A 20693-nucleotide genomic window follows, 5' to 3' on the forward strand; every position below is an offset into this window, starting at 1 on the left:
GCAGCGCGCACGACCGGTAGGGAACCGCTCGCTGTCCCGCTCCGTCACACCGGTGTCATACGACAACGGAGTCGAAGGAGCATCCGGTGAGCGGCGAGCGACCCGAGCACGACACGGCGATTCCCCCTCGACGGCGGTCCCCCGTCGTCGTCGCCTCGGTGGCGGCAGCGGTGCTGCTGGCCGGGGGCGGCGGTGCGTACTGGGCCGCGACGGCCGCCGACCGGGACGGGGGGACCGGTACCGGCGCTGCGGACGGAAAAGGCCACACCCCTCCCCCGCTGGCGCTGGACAGCGCCGCGTCGGGTGGCGGCGGCTCCCAGGGCATCGCCCCGGGCGAGCCGGACCCGAGCGGCATGATCTACCGCGCCGAAGGCCCGCTTCCCGAAGGTCCTGACCAGGCGCCGGTGTACCGCGCCGAAGGTTCGGTCACCGCGGCCGAAGTGGCGAAGCTGGCCGCGGCGGTGGGCGTGGCCGGGACCCCGCGGCTGGACGGCACGTCCTGGAAGGTCGGCGCCGACCACGACGGTTCCGGGCCGCTGCTGCAGGTCACCGAGCAGGCGCCCGGCACCTGGACCCTCACCCGGTTCGGCGCCGGCGGCACGGACAACTGCCCTCGGAACAAGCCGTGTTCGCCCGGGACCACGCCGGGGGGTGCTGGCCCCGTGGTGAGCGAGAAAGCCGCGAAGGCGGCCGCAGCCCCGGTACTGAAGGCGCTGGGGCAGGATGACGCCAAGATCGACGCGCACCGGGTGGTGGGGTCGGCGCGGTTGGTCAATGCCGACCCGAAGATCGGTGGTCTGCCGACCGAGGGCTGGACGACCGGACTGCGGGTCGGTCCGGACGGGAAACTCGCCGGTGGCAGCGGAGAGCTGAAGGCTCCGGTCAAAGGCGCCGTATATCCGCTGGTCAGCGCGGCTCAGGCGCTGAAGGGGCTGAACGCACCGGCGGAGGGTGCACCGCGCCGCGGCGGCACCGGTGGCTGCGCAACCACCGAGCCGCTCACCCCGGACGGCACGAGCGCGAAGAAGCCGTCCGACGCCTGCGTCCCCTCGGCCAAGACCCCGAAGCCCCGGACGGTGATCGTCGATCACGCCGCGCTGGGTCTGGCGATGCAGCTCGTCGGCGGGCGGCAGACGCTCGTGCCGTCCTGGATCTTCCACGTGAAGACCACCGGTCATGTCATCCAGCCCGCCACGGTCACCGCGACCGCGGTGGAGCCGGAGTACCTGGTCCGGCCGGCCCCGCCGGCGGACCGCAACCACCCCGGCAAGCCGGACGACCGGAAGGTGCAGTCGTACAGCACGGCGGGCCGCAATCTGACGGTGCATTTCTACGGCGGAGCGTGCGGCACCTACACGGCGAAGGCGAGTGAGGACGCAGGCACCGTACGGGTGACCATCGACGGGCCGGTCAAGAAGCCCGGGAAGAAGATCTGCATCGCCCTGGCCAAGGACCTCACGAAGACCGTGACGCTGGACAAGCCGCTGGGGGACCGCAAGGTCGTGGACGCGGCGAGCGGTGAGACCGTCCCGCAGAAGTAGCAGCGGCGGTATGCACGACGAAGGCGGCGGCCCCCGGTGATCCGGGGGCCGCCGCCTTCTTGCGTACCGCTGTACCGCTCAGCTGAACGAGTCGCCGCAGGCGCAGGAGCCGGTGGCGTTCGGGTTGTCGATGGTGAAGCCCTGCTTCTCGATGGTGTCGACGAAGTCGACGGAGGCGCCGCCCAGGTACGGGGCACTCATCCGGTCGGTGACGACCTTGACACCACCGAAGTCCTTGACCACATCGCCGTCGAGCGAGCGCTCATCGAAGAAAAGCTGATACCGGAGGCCGGAGCAGCCACCGGGCTGGACGGCAACGCGCAGCGCGAGGTCGTCCCGGCCTTCCTGGTCGAGCAGGGCCTTGACCTTGGACGCGGCGGCCTCGGACAGGAGGATGCCGTCGCTCACAGTGGTCTTCTCGTCCGATACGGACATCTGCTTCACTCCCGGGATGGGGTTTCCCTGCCATGGACAGGGGATGTACGGACTGCTTGCCGACGTGTGCAACCGGCGGGGCCCCGGATTCATTCCGGGCCTGGCCTTTTCTTCTTCCCTTCATGCTCGCACACCCGATTCGCGGCGGCCCGGAGCCGGGGTCGGGGGATATGTCACATCAACACGGCCGGGCATCGTCAAGGTGACGCGAAGCAGCTATGATAGATAGCGTCATTTCGACGAGAAGTCGTTCTGCCGAAGAAGCCGAAAAGAAAGGGTGCGTGTCGTGACCACCGCCCAGCCTCTTGATGTCCAGCCGTCCCCCCTGGCCCTGCTGCTGCTCGGCCGCGAGGCCGATCCGAAGAGCGAGCGTGGCGTCGAGTGCCCCGGTGATCTGCCGTCCCCCTCGGACCCCGGCCTGGTGGAGCGCGCCCGCGTCGCAAAGGAGAAGCTCGGCGACAAGGTCTTCGTGCTCGGTCACCACTACCAGCGCGACGAGGTCATCCGGTTCGCCGATGTCACCGGCGACTCCTTCAAGCTGGCCAAGGACGCGGCCGCCAGGCCGGAGGCCGAGTACATCGTCTTCTGCGGCGTGCACTTCATGGCCGAGTCCGCGGACATCCTGACCTCCGACGACCAGAAGGTCGTGCTGCCCGACCTGGCGGCCGGCTGCTCGATGGCCGACATGGCGACGGCCGAGCAGGTCGCCGAGTGCTGGGACGTGCTGACCGACGCGGGCGTCGCCCAGCAGGTCGTCCCCGTCTCGTACATGAACTCCTCTGCCGACATCAAGGCCTTCACCGGTCGCCACGGCGGCACGATCTGCACCTCGTCCAACGCCGAGCGTGCCCTGAACTGGGCCTTCGAGCAGGGCGAGAAGGTCCTCTTCCTGCCCGATCAGCACCTGGGCCGCAACACCGCCGTCCGCGATCTGGGGCTGTCGCTCGACGACTGCGTCCTCTACAACCCGCACAAGCCGAACGGCGGGCTGACCGTCGAGCAGCTGCGCGAAGCGAAGATGATCCTTTGGCGCGGCCACTGCTCGGTGCACGGCCGCTTCTCGCTGGACTCCGTCAATGACGTACGGGAGCGGATACCGGGGGTGCGCGTGCTGGTCCACCCCGAGTGCAAGCACGAGGTCGTGACGGCGGCCGATGAGGTCGGCTCCACGGAGTACATCATCAAGGCGCTCGACGCCGCTCCGGCCGGCTCGAAGTGGGCGATCGGCACCGAGCTGAACCTGGTGCGCCGGCTGGCCGACGCGCACCCGGACAAGGAGATCGTCTTCCTCGACAAGACGGTGTGCTTCTGCTCGACGATGAACCGGATCGATCTGCCGCACCTGGTCTGGACCCTGGAGTCGCTGGCCGAGGGAAACCTGGTCAACCGCATCCAGGTCGACCCGGAGACGGAGAAGTACGCCAGGATGGCCCTCGAGCAGATGCTCGCGCTGCCGTAAGAGCACGCTTTCCTGCACCTGGAACGGCCTCGGGCCTGTCCCCCGCTCACGCGGTGGACAGGCCCGAGGCCGTTCATCAGTGCGACTACACCCCGGACGGCTCCGGAGCGCGGGTCTCGCCCGCGTCCGAGGAGTCCGAACCGGCCGGGGCCGGGGCGCCGGACTTTTCGGCGTGCTTGGTTGCCTTCTTCTTCGCCCGGCGCTCCTTGCGCAGCTCGACCAGGGCGTAGAGGGTCGGCACCAGCAGCAGCGTCAGCAGGGTCGAGGTGATCAGGCCGCCGATCACCACCACCGCGAGCGGCTGCGAGATGAAGCCGCCCTCGCCGGTGACGCCGAGTGCCATCGGCAGCAGCGCGAAGATCGTCGCCAGGGCGGTCATCAGGATGGGACGGAGACGGTGCCTGCCGCCCTCGACGACCGCTTCGACGACGCCCAGGCCCTGGGCCCGGTACTGGTTGATCAGGTCGATCAGCACGATCGCGTTGGTGACCACGATGCCGATGAGCATCAGCATGCCGATCATCGCGGGAACGCCCATCGGCGTCCCGGTGACGAGCAGCAGGCCGATCGCCCCGGTGGCCGCGAACGGGATCGAGACCAGCAGAATCAGCGGCTGGACGAGCGAGCGGAAGGTGCCGACCAGCAGCATGAAGACGATCGCGACGGCCGCCAGCATGGCGAGGGCCAGGTTCTTGAACGCCGAGCTCTGGTCCGACGAGACACCGCCGATCTCGACGGTGGCACCCTGCGGAAGCGTCTTCTTCACCTCATTGATCCTGGTCTGCAGGGCGGTGCTGACCGCACCCGTGTTGTCGCCGGTCGGGGTGGCCGTGATGGTCGCGGCGCGGGCGCCGTCGATCCGGGTCATCGAGACCGGCCCGGGGACCAGCTTCACCGTGGCGATGTCACCGAGCTTGGCCGCACCCAGGTTCAGGTTCTTCAGCTCGGCCAGCGTGACGGCGGGGTGTGCCGACTTGACCACGACATCGCGCTCGGTGTCGTCGAGGATGGCCTTGCCCGAGGTGCTGCCGCGTACCGCCTGGCCCACGGCGGCGCCCAGCGTGGTCTCGTTGAAGCCCGCGCCGGCCGCCTTGGCGGTGGCCTTCACCGAGATCCGTGGAACGCTCTGCGACAGGTCGCTCTGCACGTCCTTGACGTGGTCGAGACCGGCCACCGCGGTCCGTACCTGCTCGGCGGCCTTCTTCAGGGTGTCGCCGTCGCCGGCCTTCACCACCACGCTCAGGTCCTGGCTGCCGAAGCCGCCACCGCTGCCGATGGAGGCCTCGCCGATGCCGTCGAGCCGGGCCAGCCCCTTCTCGATACGGTCCTGGGTCGCGTCGTAGTCCGACGCGTCCTTCAGAGTCACCTGGTACGAGGCCTGGTTGGCGCCGGTGCCGCCACCGAAGGCAGCGGCGAAGCCGGAGGAGCCGACCGTGACCTGGTAGTCCTTGATCGTGTCGATGCCGTCGAGCAGCGTCTCGACCTTCTTGGCCGCGGCGTCCGCTGCCTGCAGGCTGGTGCCCGGGGTCAGCTTCTGGGTCAGCGACAGGGTGTCCTGCTCGCCCTGGTCGAAGAAGTTGGTCTTGAGCAGCGGCGCCATGGCGAAGGTGCCGATGAGGACCGCGGCCGCGATGACCAGGCTGGTGATACGACGGCGGGTCGCGAAGCGGAGCACCGGCACGTAGAAACGCTGGAGGCGGCTGCGCTCCTCCTTCTCCTCGGCCCTGCGGCGCAGGTCCGCCGGATCGATGCCCGCCGAGCCCTTGGGGGCCCGCAGGAACCAGTACGAGAAGACCGGCACCACGGTGAGCGACACCAGCAGCGAGGCGAGCAGGGCCGCGGTGACCGTGATGGAGAACGAGCCGAAGAGCTGGCCCACCATGCCGCCGACCAGTCCGATCGGCAGGAAGACGGCGACGGTGGTGAGGGTCGACGAGGTGACTGCTCCGGCGACCTCCTTCACCGCGGTGAGGATCGCCGCCCGGCGTTCCTCGCCGTAGCCGATGTGTCGCTTGATGTTCTCCAGCACCACGATCGAGTCGTCGACGACCCGGCCGATCGCGATGGTCAGCGCGCCGAGCGTCAGGACGTTGAGCGACAGGTCACGGGTCCAGAGCACGATCAGCGCGAGCAGCACCGACAGCGGGATGGAGAGCGCGGTGACCAGGGTGGAGCGCAGTGAGGCCAGGAAGACCAGGATGACGATGACGGCGAAGAGCAGGCCGAGTGCGCCTTCGGTGGTGAGGCCGGAAATCGACTTCGAGACCGAGGGGCCCTGGTCGAAGATGACCTTGAGGTCACTGCCCGAGCCGAGCGTCTTGCGCAGGTCGGGGAGCTTGTCCTTGACCGCGTTCGAGACGGCGACGGCGCTGCCGTCCTGGTCCATGGTGAGCGCGACGGAGAGGCTGGGCCTGCCGTCGGTACGGGTGATGGAGACGGCGCTGGAGGGCTGCTCGGCGACCTTGGCGATGTCGCCCAGGCGGACCGGCTTCGGGGCCGGCTTGCCGGGCATCGCCTGGCCGGTGACGCGCAGGTCCTCGATCTGCTGGAGCGAGGTGTAGCCGCCGCCGACCTGCACCGTACGGCTCTTGCCGTCCTCGGAGAACGAACCGGCCGGCAGGGTGGCGCCGCCCGCCTGCAGGGCCTGGCTGAGGGAGGCGGCGTTCAGTCCGGCCGCCGCCAGCTTGCCGTCGTCGGGGGTGACGGTGACCTGGAGGTCCTGCACACCGTCGACGCTGACCTGGCCGACGCCGTCGATGTCCTGGAGGACCGGCACGACCGAGCGGTCGAGCTGGTCGGCCAGCGCCTGCTGGTCCTTGTCGGACGTGACGGCGAGGACGACGGTCGGGATGTCGTCCGTCGAACCGGCCACGACCTGCGGATCCACGTCGCTCGGGAGCTTGGCCCGGGCCCGGTTCACGGCCTGCTGCACGTCGGCGACCAACTGCTTGGTGCCGTTGCCGTAGTCGAACTGGGCCATGATCACGGCGTTGCCCTCACTCGCCGTAGAGGTCACGCCCTTGATGCCGTCGACAGCCTTGATGGTGTCTTCGAGCGGTTCGACGACCTGCTTCTCCACCACATCGGGGGACGCGCCCTGGTACGGGGCGAGCACCGACACCATCGGCAGTTCGATGGTGGGCAGCAGCTGCTGCTTGAGCTGCGGGATGGCAATCGCACCGAAGACGACGGCGACGATCGATATCAGCCCGATCAGGGCCCGTTGCGCGAGGCTGAATCTGGACAGCCAGGACATGGGGTCTCTCTTCTGTGGCGTGCGAGGCAGGTGTGCGGGACGAGAAAGGTGGGCAGTAGTGGCCCACCTATACCTTCAGCCATGCACGAGGCCTCATTCCTCGCTCCCAGGTGCCTTCCTTATGCGCCGCATACCGCAGGAGGAGTACGCCGTCCCTAAGCCCTTGGGTGGACCAGACCCGATTCGTAGGCGATTACCACCAATTGAGCCCGGTCGCGGGCCCCGAGCTTGGCCATCGCCCGGTTCACGTGGGTCTTGACGGTCAGTGGGCTGACCGTCAGCCGCTCGGCGATCTCGTCGTTGGAATGTCCCCCGCCGACCTGCACCAGCACTTCGCGCTCCCGTACGGTCAGCGCGGCGAGCCGCTCCGCGTACAGCTGGGGATCGGCCGCCAGGTCCGAACTGCCGCCCTGGGCCAGGAACCTCGCGATGAGCCCCTTGGTGGCCACCGGGGAGAGCAGGGCCTCGCCGGCCGCCGCAATACGGATCGCGTTGAGTAGTTCGTCCGGTTCCGCGCCTTTGCCCAGGAAGCCGGAGGCACCGGCACGCAGCGACTGCACCACGTACTCGTCCACCTCGAACGTGGTGAGCATCACCACCCGCACGCCCGCGAGTTCCGGGTCGGCGCTGATCATCCGGGTAGCTGCCAGACCGTCTGTGCCGGGCATTCTGATGTCCATCAAAACCACGTCGGCGGCCTCGGACCTGGCGAGGGCCACGGCCTGGGCGCCGTCCGCGGCCTCCCCCACGACCTCCATGTCCGCCTCGGAATCCACCAGGACCCGGAACGCGCTGCGCAGCAGCGTCTGGTCGTCGGCGAGCAACACCCTGATCGTCATGCGTCCTCCCCGGCGCCGGCCTTGACCGGCAGTATCGCCTGTACGCGGAAGCCGCCGCCGTAGCGGGGGCCCGCGGAGCACGAGCCGCGCAGCGCGGCGGCACGCTCGCGCATGCCGATCAGCCCGTGGCCGTTGCCGCGGTCCGGCGGTTCGCTGCCGTCCGCGGGCTTACCGCCGTACGGGGGTGTACCGCCACCGGGTGGGCCGCCGGCGCCGGCCGGGCTGTCGTGCGGCGGCGACGCCTCGCCGCCGCCGGCTTGACCGGCACCGTCGTCGAGGACGGTGACCTCGACGGCCGGGCCGACGCGGACCACGCTGACCTCGGCCTTCGCGCCGGGCCCGGCGTGTTTACGGACGTTGGTCAGCGCCTCCTGGATGATCCGGTAGGCGGCCAGGTCGACGGCGGCCGGCAGGCCGGCGCCCTCGTTGTTGCAGGCGACCCGCACCGGGAGCCCCGCGTTGCGGAACGTCTCGACCAGATCGTTGAGCACCGCCAGGCCGGGGGCCGGTTCGGTGGGTGCCTCCGGGTCGCCCGACTGCCGCAGCAGGCCCACGGTGGCGCGCAGTTCGTTCAGCGCCGAGCGACTGGCCTCGCGTACGTGCCCGAGCGCCTCCTTGGCCTGGTCGGGGCGCTTGTCCATGACGTGCGCCGCCACCCCGGCCTGGACGTTGACCAGGGCGATGTGATGGGCGACCACGTCGTGCAGGTCGCGGGCGATCCGCAGCCGTTCCTCGGCGACCCGGCGCCTGGCCTCCTCGTCGCGGCTGCGCTCCGCGCGCTCGGCCCGCTCCCGGATGGCGTCGACGAAGGCCCGGCGACTGCGTACCGCGTCTCCCGCGGCCGCGGCCATGCCGGTCCAGGCGAAGATGCCCAGGTTCTCCTGGGAGTACCAGGGGGTTTCGCTGAAGCACATCGCGGAGGCTGTCAGCACGCCCATGGTCAGCAGGCCGACCCGCCAGGTGGTGGGGCGGTCGGTGCTGGCCGCGATCGTGAAGAGCGCGATGACCGCGCTCATCGCCACCGGCGCCGGGGGTGCGCCGAACACCAGCTCGATGACGGTGACCACGCCGGTGACGGCCAGCACCTGGCGGGGCCTGCGGCGCCGGAGGACCAACGCGGCCGCGCCGATCAGCATCAGGACGAAGCTGCGGAACTCGGGGGTCCTGGTGCCGAAGGTCGGCGCGTGGTGGCCACTGGTGTCGGCGAACGAACCGGCGACCATACAGATCAGCACGCCCACGGCCAGGCAGGCGTCGAACGCCAGCGGATGGGCGCGCGGCCAGGCGGCGGCACGGACATAGCCGGTTCCGGCCTTCGACGGGGTGGTCACGTCAAGCAACGGTACGGCGTGTCGCGCACTGGTCCTACCGGGACGGCACGGCGCCCCGCATCCTTACGGATACGGGGCGCCGGAGCGGCTGGAGGGTCCGCCCGAGCAGGCCGGGAAGCCGGCTCAGCCCGGGATGAGACCGTCGTCGTTGAGCATCGCCCTGACTTCTTCCAGGGTGGCGTCCGCCGGAGGCAGGATCAGCTCCGAGGGCTCCAGGGAGTCGTCCGGCACGGGTCCGCCGAGCTCCCGCACCTTGTCGAGCAGCGCGCGCAGAGTGCGGCGGAAGCCGTCCTCGTCACCGCTCTGCACCACGGCGAGAAGCTCGTCGTCGAGCTTGTTCAGCTCCGTGAGGTGGCTGTCGGCCAGCTCCACCTGGCCTTCACCCATGATCCGTACGATCATGACGCTTCCCCTACTGCTTGTCGAACTTCGGGTGGGTCCGGTCCTGTGGCTGCGCCTGGTCCTGGGTCTGACCGCCTTCGATGGCCTGCTGCGACGACGATCCGCCGGCCAGCTCGGCCTTCATCCGCTGCAGTTCCAGCTCCACATCCGTACCACCGGAGATGCGGTCCAGCTCGGCGGAGATGTCGTCCTTGCCCATCCCGGACTGGTCGTCCAGGGCGCCCGAAGCGAGCAGTTCGTCGATCGCTCCGGCCCTGGCCTGCAGCTGGGCGGTCTTGTCCTCGGCCCGCGCGATCGCCTGCCCGACGTCGCCCATCTCCTCGGAGATGCCGGAGAAGGATTCGGCAATCCGGGTCTGCGCCTGGGCTGCCGTGTAGGTGGCCTTGATGGTCTCCTTCTTCGTACGGAAGGCGTCGACCTTGGCCTGCAGGCGCTGGGCGGCGAGGGTGAGTTTCTCCTCCTCGCCCTGCAGCGTCTGGTGCTGCGTCTCCAGGTCCGTGACCTGCTGCTGCAGCGCGGCGCGCCGGGACAGCGCCTCGCGCGCCAGGTCCTCGCGGCCCAGCGCGAGGGCCTTGCGGCCCTGGTCCTCCAGCTTGGAGGTCTGCCCCTGCAGCTGGTTGAGCTGCAGTTCGAGACGCTTGCGCGAGGTCGCGACGTCGGCGACCCCGCGGCGCACCTTCTGAAGCAGCTCGAGCTGCTTCTGGTACGAGTAATCGAGGGTCTCGCGCGGATCCTCGGCCCGGTCCAGGGCCTTGTTGGCCTTCGCGCGGAAGATCATTCCCATACGCTTCATGACACCGCTCATGGGCTTCGCGCGCCCCCTTCTGACGGACTTCAGCTCCAGCACTTGAACCCACACTACGGGCCCTGCATCCATTACCGCACTGTTCCGGGCCGGATGTGCTCCTCCTCCAGGACGACCTGCGGCGGAATCCACTCCGGCGCAGGGTGTAGATCCCTCTCAGGGGCGCCGGGGTCGGGCGGTCGTTGCGGGATCGTTCCCCCTCGGGCCTGGACCCCTGCGCGGGACCCCTTACCCTTGGGTTTTGTGTTCCGTAGCCGCGCCAATGAAGAGAAGGCCACCACCTCCAAGGTGACGTCGGGCCCCTCCCAGCAGACCCGCGACCCGCAGGCTCCCAAAGGTCGCCCCACCCCCAAGCGGAGTGAGGCGCAGTCCCAGCGACGCCGCGCGGTCACTCCGACCACCGACCGCAAGGAGGCCGCCAAGCGTCAGCGCGAGGTTCGCCGTGTGGACATGGCGAAGCAGCGGGAGGCTCTCGCCAGTGGCGACGAGCGGTACCTGCCGGCCCGGGACAAGGGGAAGGCACGCCGCTTCGCCCGGGACTTCGTCGACTCCCGCTGGTGTCTGGCCGAGTTCTTCCTGCCGCTCGCGGTGATCATCCTGGTGCTCAGCATCGTCCGGATTCCGGGCGTCCAGAGCATCGCACTGCTGCTCTGGCTCATCGTGATCGTGCTGATCGTCATCGACTCGGCGGGGATCTGGTTCCGGCTGAAGAAGCAGCTGAACGAGCGCTTCCCGAACGAGCCGAAGCGCGGCGTCGTCGCGTACGGCCTGATGCGGACGCTCCAGATGCGCCGGATGCGGCTGCCGAAGCCGCAGGTCAAGCGGGGAGAACGGCCCTGAGCACGGGCGTCTCGGGGTTCCACGGCGCTTCCGGGTTCGCGGGCGCGTCGTCCGCCTGGCTGAAGGGGTTGGGCGGGCTGCGCAACACCGTCCGCCAGGAGCTCGTCGCCCGTCAGCTCGACGAACAGCTGGCCGCCCGGTTCCCGGTCGGGCAGCGGCTGCGGATACTCGACGTCGGCACCGGCCAGGGCACCCAGGCGCTACGCCTGGCCCGGGCCGGACACACGGTGACCGGTCTCGAATCGGACCCGGAGATGCTCAAGGTGGCCCGGGACGCGCTGGCCACCGAACCGGAGGGCATTCGGGAGCGGGTGCGGCTGCTGGACGGCGACGGCCGGGAGACCGGCGCGCACTTCCTGCCCGGCAGCTTCGACGTGGTGCTCTGCCACGGGGTGCTGATGTACGTGGAGGAGCCGGACGCGATGCTTGCGGGCCTGGCGCGCATGCTCGCGCCCGGCGGGCTGCTCTCGCTGCTGGTACGGAACGCGGACGCGCTCGCGATGCGGCCCGGCCTGGTGGGTGACTGGCCGTCGACGCTGGCCGCCTTCGAGACCGACACGTACACCAACCGCCTCGGCCTGTCGGTGCGCGCCGACCGCCTCGGCGCGGTCACCGACACGCTGGCCGGGATCGCGGCCCCCTTGCACGCCTGGTACGGCGTCCGGGTCTTCACCGACAACGTGGGCAATGACGAGGAGCTGCCCTCCGCGCAGGAGCTGGATCTGCTGCTGGCGGCGGAGGACCGGGCAGGCCGCACCGAGCCGTACAAGTCGGTCGCCGCGCTGCTGCATCTGTGCGGGGTACGAGGCTGACGCGCAGCGGCGCCGACGGGCATCCGCCGGCGCCGGGAGGATCCGGGGGCGGCGCCCCCGGATCGACAGCGGGTCAGGCCTGGTCCGCCTGCTCCGCGTGCAGACTCATCGGTCCGTAGATCTTCGTGGTGTCCTCGAAGAGCGTCACCTGATCGGCACCCCCTTCGAGCAGCTCTTTCCACACCTCGCCGACCCAGGACTCCGCGTCCCCCTGCGTGGTGAACTCCTCGGGCGTCACCGCCGGCTGTGTCTCCGTACCGTCCGACTTCTCGAACCGCCACGTCCACGCCATGTCCGCCTCCTGGATGCCAAGCCGATCCTGCCGTTACTGCTGCCTGGCAGCGTAGCCGGGTGAGCACCGAGCGCACCGGCGCGGGAGGATCTTCCCGTGGAACTCACTCTTCTCGGCACCGGCGCTCCTGACGGGCTGCCCCGTCCCGAGTGCCCCTGCGCCGCCTGTGCCTCGGCCCGTGGCGACCGGGCGCGTGCGGCGACCGCCCTGCTCATCGACGGCGCACTGCTGCTCGACCTGACCCCGGGGGCGGCGCTGGCCGCCGCCCGCGCCGGGCACTCGCTGGTCGGCGTGCGGCAGGTCCTGCTCACCCATCCGCACGACGGGCCCGCCGTGGAGCTGCCGGCCGGGCTGCCGTCGGCGGGGCGGGTGCCCGACGGGCGGGTGCTGACGCTGATGAGCGGGCACCGGGTGAGGGCGGTGCCGATGGACTCCCCCGGCACCGGGTACGAGGTGACCTCGCCGGAGGGCGAGCGGCTGCTCTACCTGCCCCCGGGCGGGTCCCCCGCCGGACTCTCGGCGAACGGCTCACCGCCGTACGAGATGGTGGTGGCCGATGTCAGCGGACGGCCCGACGCGCTGGCCGCGCTGCGGGCGGTGGGCGCCGTCGGCCCCACCACGGACGTGATCGCCGCCCACCTCGGCCACGACGCGCCGCCGGGCGGCGAACTCGACCGGCGGCTTGCGGCTGCGGGTGCGCGGGCCGTACCGGACGGGACGACGCTGATCGTCGGCGAGTACCACGCGGTCCCCGACCTGCCGCGCCGCACTCTGGTGCTCGGCGGCGCGCGTTCCGGGAAGTCGGTGGAGGCGGAGCGGCGTCTGGAGGCCTTCCCCGGGGTGCTGTACGTGGCGACCGGCGGTGTCCGCGACGGGGACCCCGAGTGGGCGGCCCGGGTGGGGCTGCACCGGGAGCGCCGGCCCGGCTCCTGGCGCACCGAGGAGACCTGCGAGCTGTTGCCCCTGCTCGCGGCGGACGGACCCCCGTTGCTGATCGACTGTCTGTCGCTGTGGCTGACCGATGCGATGGACCGGGTGGGCGCCTGGGACGACGCCCGGTGGGCGGCCGACGCGGAGCGCGCGCTGCGCGCCCGAGTGACAGAGCTCGTCGCCGCCGTACGGGCCACTGCGCGCACCGTCGTCGCCGTGAGCAACGAGGTCGGGTCCGGTGTGGTGCCCGCGACCCCGTCGGGGCGGCGCTTCCGGGATGAACTGGGGCGCCTCAACGCGGCGTTCGGCGCCGAGTGCGAGCAGGTGCTGCTGGTCGTGGCCGGGCAGGCGGTCGTGCTGCGCGGCTGACGCGGCGAGCCGCTGAACCGGACGCCAATGCGGCGCACGCTTCGCGGAGTTCTGCCGGTACTGTTCGGCGAATGAGCTCGCTGAATCTCGACGACTTCTCCGACCTGATCGAACGCCCCGACAGCGGCGTGCGGCGCGACGCCGAGGAACGCCGGGAGCGGCTGACCGTGCCGCCCGGCTCTCTCGGCCGACTCGACGAACTGGGCGAGTGGCTCTCCGCGGCGCAGTCCGCGGTGCCGGTCAAGCCGGTCGACAACGTCCGCATGGTGCTGTTCGCCGGCGATCACGGAGTGGCCGAACTGGGCGTCTCGGCCCGGTCGGCCGGCAGCGCGCATCAGCTCGTGCGCGCCGTGCTCGACGGTGGCAGCGCCTCCGCCGTACTGGCGCGCAGGCTGGGGGTGCCGGTGCGGATCATCGACGCCGGACTCGACTGCGATCCCGCGCTGCTGCCCGAGGAGGTGGTACGCCATCGGGTGCGCCGCTCCACCGGGCGGATCGACATCGAGGACGCCCTGACGGCGGAGGAGGCCGAGCAGGCCGTACGCCTGGGGGTGCGGATCGCGGACGAGGAGGCCGACTCCGGTACCGACGTGGTGGTGCTGGGCGATCTGAGCGTCGGCGGCACCACGGCCGCCGCCACGCTGATCGCCGCGCTCTGCGGCACCGACGCCTCGGTGGTCACCGGCCGCGGCGGCGCGCTCATCGACGACCTCACCTGGATGCGCAAGTGCACGGCCGTCCGGGACGCGCTGCGCCGGGCCCGCCCGGTCCTCGGTGACCAGTTGGAGCTGCTCGCCACGGTCGGCGGCGCGGATCTGGCGGCGATGACCGGCTTCCTGCTGCAGGCCGCGGTGCGCCGGATGCCGGTGATCCTCGACGGTGTGGTCGCTTCGGCCTGTGCGCTGGTGGGCCAGCGGGCCGCCTTCCGCGCCCCCGACTCCTGGCTGGCCGGCCAGCTCAGTGGCGAGCCGGCCCAGGCGAAGGCGCTGGACCGGATGGCGCTCACCCCGCTGCTCGAACTCGGCGTGACGGTCGGCGAGGGAAGCGGAGCGCTGCTCGCACTTCCGCTCGTCCAGGCCGCGGCCGCGCTGGCAGCGGAGCTGCCGGAGCGTGCGGAGGAGGCTCCGGCGGACGGGGATACGGCGGACGCGGATTCCGCGGAAGCTGCGGAGACCACCGAAGCCGGACGGTAGTGACCCGCCCCAGGTCACGCCCGTACGGCGCGGTGCACGCGGCCCGATAGCCTGCGCGGCATGCACGGCATACGTTTCGCCTTCGGCACGCTCACGGTCCTGCCGGTCCGGGTGACCCGCTGGGACCGTACGGCGGCGCGCGCCGGTCTGCTCTGCGCCCCGCTGGCCGGCCTGGTCGTCGGGGTGAGCGCCGCCGCGCTCGGCGCCGTTCTGCTGCTGGCCGGCGCGGGTCCGCTGCTCGCGGCGGTGGCGAGCACCGCCGTACCGGCTGTGCTGACCCGTGGACTGCATCTGGACGGACTGGCGGACGTCGCCGACGGTCTGGGCAGCGGGAAGCCGGCCGAGGACGCGCTGCGCGTCATGAAGCAGTCGGACATCGGCCCGTTCGGCGTCGTCACTCTGCTCTTCGTGCTGCTCGCTCAGGTCGCGGTCCTCGACCGGCTGTACGCAGCGGGCTGGGCGCACGGCGCGGTCGCCGCCGTGGTCGGTGCGCTGGCGGCCAGAGCCGCGCTGACGCTGGCCTGCCGTACGGGAGTTCCGGCGGCCCGCCCCGACGGCCTGGGTGCGGCGGTGGCCGGCGTCGTACCGCTGCCCGCGGCGCTGGCCGCGGCCGTGCTGGTGATCGCCGCCTGTGCGGGAGCCGGTGCGGCCTTCGGCCGGTACGGCGCCTGGCAGCACGGCCTCGCGGTGGTGGTCGCACTGCTGGCGGCCCACTTCCTGCTGCGGCACTGCGTGCGCCGTTTCGGCGGCGTCACCGGCGACGTGTTCGGCTGCCTCGCCGAAACGGCGGCGACGGCCGCGCTGGTGGTGCTGGCGTTCAGTTAACAGGGCGCCGGGACGAGGTGCCGCAGCGGGAGAGAGACGGCCCGCCTGCCGGTCTTCCGTCACCGAGCGTAGGCTCTCCGCGGGGCGGCCCCATCCACCGGCCACCGACAAACTCAACGAAAGCGAGAATTCACCACCGTGACTGCTCTCACTCTCAGTACGGCGGGCGCCGCGACGCTGCGCGCCGACGCCGTCGTCGTAGGCGTGGCGAAGGGCGCCAAGGGTCCCGTGGTCGCACCCGGCGCCGAGGCCGTGGAGAAGGCCTTCGACGGAAAGCTCGCCGACGTCCTGGCCACTCTGGGCGCCACCGGCGGTGAGGGCGAGGCGACCAAGATTCCCTCCCCCGCCGGTCTCAAGGCCCCGCTGGTACTCGCCGTCGGTCTGGGCGCCGTCCCGGACGAGGGCGATGCCTACGCCGAAGAGGCGCTGCGCCGGGCCGCCGGTGTCGCGGCCCGCACGCTGGCCGGCGCGAAGAAGGCCGCGTTCGCGCTGCCCGTCGAGGCCGCCGAAGACGTCCAGGCCGTCGGCGAGGGCGCGCTGCTCGGTTCTTACGCCTTCACCGCGTTCCAGGAGCGGGGCAAGGACGCCAAGGGCCCGCTGGGCGAGGTGGCCGTGCTCGGTGCCAAGCCGCGCGACAAGGCCCACAAGGCCGCCGCCGAGCGCGCCGTCGCCGTGGCCGAGGAGATCAACCGGGCCCGCGACCTGGTCAACACCCCGCCGAACGAGCTGAACCCGGCGGCCTTCGCCGCGGTCGCGACGGCGGCGGGCAAGGAGCACGGCATCAAGGTGCAGGTGCTCGACGAGAAAGCGCTCACCAAGGGCGGTTACGGCGGCATCATCGGTGTCGGTGTCGGCTCGGACGCCCCGCCCCGGCTGGTGAAGCTCAGCTACACGCACGCCGATGCGGAGAAGTCGCTGGCCTTCGTCGGCAAGGGCATCACCTACGACTCGGGCGGCATCTCGCTCAAGCCGGCCGGACACAACGAGACGATGAAGTGCGACATGGCCGGCGCTGCCGCGGTGTTCGCAGCCGTCGTCTCCGCCGCCCGGCTCGGCCTGCGGGTGAACGTCACCGGCTGGCTGGCGCTCGCGGAGAACATGCCGTCCGGCTCCGCCACCCGTCCGGGCGATGTGCTGCGGATGTACAGCGGCAAGACCGTCGAGGTGCTCAACACCGACGCCGAGGGCCGCCTGGTGCTCGCCGACGCGCTGGCCAAGGCCTCCGAGGAGACCCCGGACGCGATCGTCGACGTGGCGACGCTGACCGGTGCGATGGTGCTGGCGCTGGGCCACCGGACGTTCGGCATCATGGCCAACGACGATGCCTTCCGTACGTCGCTGCACGAGATCGCGGAGGAGGTCGGCGAGCCGTCCTGGCCGATGCCGCTCCCCTCGGACCTGCGCAAGGGTATGGACTCCCCGACCGCCGACATCGCCAACATGGGCGAGCGGATGGGCGGCGGACTGGTTGCCGGGCTCTTCCTGAAGGAGTTCGTGGGCGAGGGCATCACCTGGGCCCACCTGGACATCGCCGGGCCGGCCTTCAACGAGGCCGGCCCCTTCGGCTACACCCCCAAGGGCGGCACCGGCTCGGCGATCCGCACCCTGGTGCGCCTCGCCGAGCGCACCGCCGACGGCGACCTCGGCTGACAGCCGGGCGGTTGCTCGATCCTGTGTGATCCGTACGGCCCCGGGCTTCCGGGGCCGTACGTCTTTGCCGGTGCTTTGCTCCCGTTCGCCCTGGACGAAATCCGTACATCCGTACGCACGAGTAACCCTCCGCCACGGTGGCCGGGACTGCGGACGCATGCCGAACGGGACGATGAATGGGACGTACCGCACGCTGGCCCGGCGTCTCGTCCGCGCCCGACAAGTGCAAAGATGGGTTCTCGGCAGGACAGGGCCCCCACCACAGGGCCGAAAAAAACGGCCGTACACCCGCCGCCGACCGGTCACGGAAGACCGGCACCGGCGCACATGCATGGAGGACGTGACGTGGCGAACGACGCCAGCACCGTTTTCGACCTAGTGATTCTCGGCGGCGGTAGCGGCGGTTACGCCGCGGCGCTGCGCGGGGCCCAGCTCGGTCTTGACGTCGCCCTGATCGAGAAGAACAAGCTCGGCGGCACCTGCCTGCACAACGGCTGCATCCCCACGAAGGCCCTGCTGCACGCCGGCGAGATCGCCGACCAGGCGCGCGAGAGCGAGCAGTTCGGTGTCAAGACCTCCTTCGAGGGCATCGACATCGCAGGCGTTCACAAGTACAAGGACGACGTGATCTCGGGCCTGTACAAGGGCCTGCAGGGTCTGGTCGCCTCCCGCAAGGTGACCTACATCGAGGGTGCGGGCCGGCTCTCCTCCCCGACCTCGGTGGACGTGAACGGCCAGCGCGTCGAGGGCCATCACGTCCTGCTCGCGACCGGCTCCGTGCCGAAGTCCCTGCCGGGTCTGGAGATCGACGGCAACCGCATCATCTCCTCGGACCACGCGCTGACCCTGGACCGGGTCCCGGAGTCGGCGATCATCCTGGGCGGCGGCGTCATCGGCGTCGAGTTCGCCTCGGCGTGGAAGTCCTTCGGCACCGACGTGACCATCGTCGAGGGCCTGAAGCACCTGGTGCCGGTCGAGGACGAGAACAGCTCGAAGCTTCTTGAGCGCGCATTCCGCAAGCGCGGCATCAAGTTCAACCTGGGCACCTTCTTCCAGAAGGCCGAGTACACCCAGAACGGCGTCAAGGTCACCCTGGCCGACGGCAAGGAGTTCGAGGCCGAGGTGCTGCTGGTGGCCATCGGCCGCGGACCGGTCTCGCAGGGCCTCGGCTACGAGGAGGCGGGCGTCGCGCTGGACCGCGGTTACGTCCTGGTCGACGAGTACATGCGGACGAACGTCGAGACCATCTCGGCCGTCGGCGACCTGGCCCCGACCCTCCAGCTCGCGCACGTCGGCTTCGCCGAGGGCATTCTGGTGGCGGAGCGTCTCGCGGGCCTCAAGACCGTGCCGATCGACTACGACGGTGTGCCGAAGGTGACGTACTGCCACCCCGAGGTCGCCTCCGTGGGCCTCTCCGAGGCGAAGGCCAAGGAGATCTACGGTGCGGACAAGGTCGTCGCGCTGAAGTACAGCCTGGCGGGCAACGGCCGCAGCAAGATCCTCAAGACCTCGGGTGAGGTCAAGCTCGTCCAGGTCAAGGACGGCGCTGTCGTCGGCGTCCACATGGTGGGCGACCGGATGGGCGAGCAGGTCGGCGAAGCCCAGCTGATCTACAACTGGGAGGCTCTGCCGGCCGAGGTCGCGCAGCTCATCCACGCGCACCCGACGCAGAGCGAGGCGCTCGGCGAGGCCCACCTGGCCCTGGCCGGCAAGCCGCTGCACTCCCACGACTGATCAGTTACGGGCACGACGACCACTTCCGCACTTTCGATAGGAGCAACTGGAACCATGTCGGTTTCCGTAACCCTGCCGGCGCTCGGCGAGAGCGTCACCGAGGGCACCGTCACCCGCTGGCTGAAGGCCGAGGGCGAGCGCGTCGAGGCCGACGAGCCGCTGCTCGAGGTCTCGACCGACAAGGTCGACACCGAGATCCCGGCTCCCGCCGCCGGCGTTCTGTCGTCCATCAAGGTCGCCGAGGACGAGACCGTCGAGGTCGGCGCCGAGCTGGCCGTCATCGACGACGGCACCGGTGCGCCGGCCGCCGAGTCCGCTCCGGCCGCCGCCGAGGCCCCCGCCGCCGAGGCCCCGGCCCCCGCTGCCGAGGCCCCTGCCGCCCCGTCCGCCGAGGCCTCCGCCCCGGCCCCGGCCCCCACGGCCGACGCCGCGTCGGGCGCCGGCTCCGCCGAGGGCACCGACGTGGTCCTTCCCGCGCTCGGCGAGAGCGTCACCGAGGGCACCGTCACCCGCTGGCTCAAGGAGGTCGGGGACGAGGTGGCGGAGGACGAGCCGCTGCTCGAGGTCTCGACCGACAAGGTCGACACCGAGATCCCCTCCCCCACCGCGGGCACCCTGCTGGAGATCCTGGTCGGCGAGGACGAGACCGCCGAGGTCGGCGCCAAGCTCGCCGTGATCGGTGCGAAGGGCGCGGCTCCGGCCGCCGCTCCGGCGCCGGCCGCGCCTGCGCCCGCCCCGGAGGCCCCGAAGCAGGAAGCCCCCAAGCAGGAGGCCCCGCAGCAGGAGGCACCCAAGCAGGAGGCGCCGGCTCCCCAGCAGGCGCCCGCGCCGGCCCCCGCCCAGGCCGCGGTCCCCGCGCCGGCCCCGGCGCAGGCCGCCGTCACCACCCCCGCTACCCCGGCGCCCGCTGCGGCTCCGGCTGCGACCGCCGGTGACGACGGTGCCTACGTGACCCCGCTGGTCCGTAAGCTCGCCGCCGAGAACAGCGTCGACCTGGGCTCCGTCAAGGGCACCGGCGTCGGTGGCCGGATCCGCAAGCAGGACGTCATCGCCGCCGCCGAGGCCGCCAAGGCGGCCCCGGCCCCGGCTGCCGCTGCTCCGGCCCCCGCCGCCAGGGCGCCGAAGCTGGAGGCCTCGCCGCTGCGCGGTCAGACCGTCAAGATGACCCGGATGCGCAAGGTCATCGGCGACAACATGATGAAGGCCCTGCACAGCCAGGCTCAGCTGACCACCGTGGTCGAGGTGGACATCACCAAGCTGATGAAGCTGCGCAACCAGGCCAAGGAAAGCTTCGCCGCCCGCGAGGGCGTCAAGCTGTCCCCGATGCCGTTCTTCGTCAAGGCCGCCGCCCAGGCGCTGAAGGCCCACCCGGTCGTCAACGCCCGGATCAACGACGACGAGGGCACGATCACCTACTTCGACACCGAGAACATCGGTATCGCGGTGGACTCCGAGAAGGGTCTGATGACCCCGGTCATCAAGGATGCGGGCGACCTCAACCTCGCCGGCATCTCGAAGAAGACCGCGGAGCTGGCCGGCAAGGTCCGGTCCAGCAAGATCAGCCCGGACGAGCTGTCCGGTGCGAGCTTCACGATCAGCAACACCGGTTCCCGCGGTGCGCTGTTCGACACGGTCATCGTGCCGCCGAACCAGGCAGCCATTCTGGGTATCGGTGCGACCGTCAAGCGTCCGGCCGTCATCGAGACCGCCGAGGGCACCGTCATCGGCGTCCGCGACATGACGTACCTGGCTCTCTCCTACGACCACCGCCTGGTGGACGGCGCCGACGCCGCCCGTTACCTGTCGACGGTCAAGGCGATCCTGGAGGCCGGCGAGTTCGAGGTCGAGCTCGGCCTGTAACCAGCCTCACCTGCGGCGCCCCCTTCCGGAACCCCTCCGGGCGGGGGCGTCGCCGTATTGTCATGGGGGAACTGGCCAGACTCGCCGGTCAGCCGAGGCCGACACGGTCCTAAGGAGCAC

The 20693-nt window shown here is 71.0% G+C and carries 17 protein-coding genes; 10 read left to right on the top strand and 7 right to left on the bottom strand.

All coding sequences use genetic code 11. The annotated features are described in order from the left end of the window. Nucleotides 1-86: 86 nt before the first annotated feature. The gene (locus AB0436_RS01690) at nt 87-1541 is read left to right on the top strand and encodes a hypothetical protein (RefSeq protein WP_366465633.1); all 1455 of its coding nucleotides are present in this window, start codon (nt 87-89) and stop codon (nt 1539-1541) included. Nucleotides 1542-1619: 78 nt separating this feature from the next. On the opposite strand, the gene AB0436_RS01695 is transcribed toward AB0436_RS01690, so the two are convergent. Continuing rightward, nucleotides 1620-1976, bottom strand: coding sequence for an iron-sulfur cluster assembly accessory protein (locus AB0436_RS01695; RefSeq protein ID WP_328539202.1), 357 nt, complete (start codon nt 1974-1976; stop codon nt 1620-1622). Between the two features lie 277 nt (nt 1977-2253). Between AB0436_RS01695 and nadA the strand changes: the two genes are divergently transcribed. Then, nucleotides 2254-3435 (top strand): quinolinate synthase NadA, encoded by a 1182-nt coding sequence (gene nadA, locus AB0436_RS01700; protein WP_366465634.1) that lies wholly within the window; start codon nt 2254-2256, stop codon nt 3433-3435. A gap of 85 nt (nt 3436-3520) precedes the next feature. On the opposite strand, the gene AB0436_RS01705 is transcribed toward nadA, so the two are convergent. The 5 genes from AB0436_RS01705 to AB0436_RS01725 form a co-directional block, all read right to left on the bottom strand. Continuing rightward, a complete protein-coding gene (locus AB0436_RS01705; protein WP_366465635.1) occupies nt 3521-6691 on the bottom strand; it encodes an efflux RND transporter permease subunit in 3171 nt (1056 codons plus the stop codon). A 155-nt stretch (nt 6692-6846) separates the two neighbouring features. After that, nucleotides 6847-7530, bottom strand: a complete 684-nt coding sequence (locus AB0436_RS01710) for a response regulator transcription factor (protein ID WP_366465636.1) — start codon at nt 7528-7530, stop codon at nt 6847-6849. Then, nucleotides 7527-8870 (bottom strand): histidine kinase, encoded by a 1344-nt coding sequence (locus tag AB0436_RS01715; RefSeq protein WP_366465637.1) that lies wholly within the window; start codon nt 8868-8870, stop codon nt 7527-7529. The genes AB0436_RS01710 and AB0436_RS01715 overlap by 4 nt, the downstream gene beginning before the upstream one ends. 114 nt (nt 8871-8984) lie before the next feature. Then, on the bottom strand, nt 8985-9263 hold the full coding sequence (locus tag AB0436_RS01720) for a hypothetical protein (RefSeq protein ID WP_366465638.1): 279 nt from the start codon (nt 9261-9263) through the stop codon (nt 8985-8987). A gap of 10 nt (nt 9264-9273) precedes the next feature. After that, nucleotides 9274-10068 (bottom strand): PspA/IM30 family protein, encoded by a 795-nt coding sequence (locus AB0436_RS01725; protein ID WP_366465639.1) that lies wholly within the window; start codon nt 10066-10068, stop codon nt 9274-9276. 243 nt (nt 10069-10311) lie between these two features. Between AB0436_RS01725 and AB0436_RS01730 the strand changes: the two genes are divergently transcribed. Both AB0436_RS01730 and AB0436_RS01735 read left to right on the top strand, forming a co-directional pair. Further along, entirely contained in the window at nt 10312-10908 is a 597-nt protein-coding gene (locus tag AB0436_RS01730; protein WP_366465640.1) for a DUF3043 domain-containing protein, read from the top strand. A gap of 59 nt (nt 10909-10967) precedes the next feature. Next, nucleotides 10968-11720: a methyltransferase domain-containing protein gene (locus AB0436_RS01735; protein ID WP_366466117.1), complete on the top strand. Its 753-nt coding sequence runs from the start codon at nt 10968-10970 to the stop codon at nt 11718-11720. Between the two features lie 73 nt (nt 11721-11793). Here AB0436_RS01735 and AB0436_RS01740 read toward each other — a convergent pair whose 3' ends face one another. Continuing rightward, complete coding sequence (locus AB0436_RS01740) at nt 11794-12012, bottom strand: hypothetical protein (RefSeq protein ID WP_366465641.1); 219 nt, start codon at nt 12010-12012, stop codon at nt 11794-11796. A gap of 96 nt (nt 12013-12108) precedes the next feature. Here AB0436_RS01740 and AB0436_RS01745 point away from each other — a divergent pair, with 96 nt between their 5' ends. From AB0436_RS01745 to sucB, 6 genes are all read left to right on the top strand, one after another. Further along, nucleotides 12109-13311 (top strand): bifunctional adenosylcobinamide kinase/adenosylcobinamide-phosphate guanylyltransferase, encoded by a 1203-nt coding sequence (locus AB0436_RS01745; RefSeq protein WP_366465642.1) that lies wholly within the window; start codon nt 12109-12111, stop codon nt 13309-13311. Nucleotides 13312-13391: 80 nt separating this feature from the next. Beyond that, entirely contained in the window at nt 13392-14504 is a 1113-nt protein-coding gene (gene cobT / locus AB0436_RS01750) for a nicotinate-nucleotide--dimethylbenzimidazole phosphoribosyltransferase (RefSeq protein WP_366466118.1), read from the top strand. A gap of 60 nt (nt 14505-14564) precedes the next feature. Next, on the top strand, nt 14565-15329 hold the full coding sequence (locus AB0436_RS01755; RefSeq protein ID WP_366465643.1) for an adenosylcobinamide-GDP ribazoletransferase: 765 nt from the start codon (nt 14565-14567) through the stop codon (nt 15327-15329). Nucleotides 15330-15467: 138 nt separating this feature from the next. Then, nucleotides 15468-16979, top strand: coding sequence for a leucyl aminopeptidase (locus AB0436_RS01760; RefSeq protein WP_366465644.1), 1512 nt, complete (start codon nt 15468-15470; stop codon nt 16977-16979). 345 nt (nt 16980-17324) lie between these two features. After that, entirely contained in the window at nt 17325-18713 is a 1389-nt protein-coding gene (gene lpdA / locus AB0436_RS01765) for a dihydrolipoyl dehydrogenase (protein ID WP_366465645.1), read from the top strand. A gap of 54 nt (nt 18714-18767) precedes the next feature. Continuing rightward, nucleotides 18768-20573 (top strand): 2-oxoglutarate dehydrogenase, E2 component, dihydrolipoamide succinyltransferase, encoded by a 1806-nt coding sequence (gene sucB, locus AB0436_RS01770; protein WP_366465646.1) that lies wholly within the window; start codon nt 18768-18770, stop codon nt 20571-20573. Nucleotides 20574-20693 lie beyond the last annotated feature (120 nt).

Origin of the sequence: Streptomyces sp. NPDC051322 (assembly GCF_040689485.1) — a bacterium.
Taxonomy (GTDB): Bacteria; Actinomycetota; Actinomycetes; order Streptomycetales; family Streptomycetaceae; genus Streptomyces.

What these genes read in the sequence shown, in the direction of transcription:
- AB0436_RS01695 (WP_328539202.1), bottom strand. Translation starts at nt 1,976, where the DNA reads ATGTCCGTATCGGACGAGAAGACCACTGTGAGCGACGGCATCCTCCTG.
- AB0436_RS01705 (WP_366465635.1), bottom strand. Translation starts at nt 6,691, where the DNA reads ATGTCCTGGCTGTCCAGATTCAGCCTCGCGCAACGGGCCCTGATCGGG.
- AB0436_RS01710 (WP_366465636.1), bottom strand. Translation starts at nt 7,530, where the DNA reads ATGACGATCAGGGTGTTGCTCGCCGACGACCAGACGCTGCTGCGCAGC.
- AB0436_RS01720 (WP_366465638.1), bottom strand. Translation starts at nt 9,263, where the DNA reads ATGATCGTACGGATCATGGGTGAAGGCCAGGTGGAGCTGGCCGACAGC.
- AB0436_RS01725 (WP_366465639.1), bottom strand. Translation starts at nt 10,068, where the DNA reads ATGAGCGGTGTCATGAAGCGTATGGGAATGATCTTCCGCGCGAAGGCC.
- AB0436_RS01740 (WP_366465641.1), bottom strand. Translation starts at nt 12,012, where the DNA reads ATGGCGTGGACGTGGCGGTTCGAGAAGTCGGACGGTACGGAGACACAG.
- AB0436_RS01755 (WP_366465643.1), top strand. Translation starts at nt 14,565, where the DNA reads ATGCACGGCATACGTTTCGCCTTCGGCACGCTCACGGTCCTGCCGGTC.
- sucB (WP_366465646.1), top strand. Translation starts at nt 18,768, where the DNA reads ATGTCGGTTTCCGTAACCCTGCCGGCGCTCGGCGAGAGCGTCACCGAG.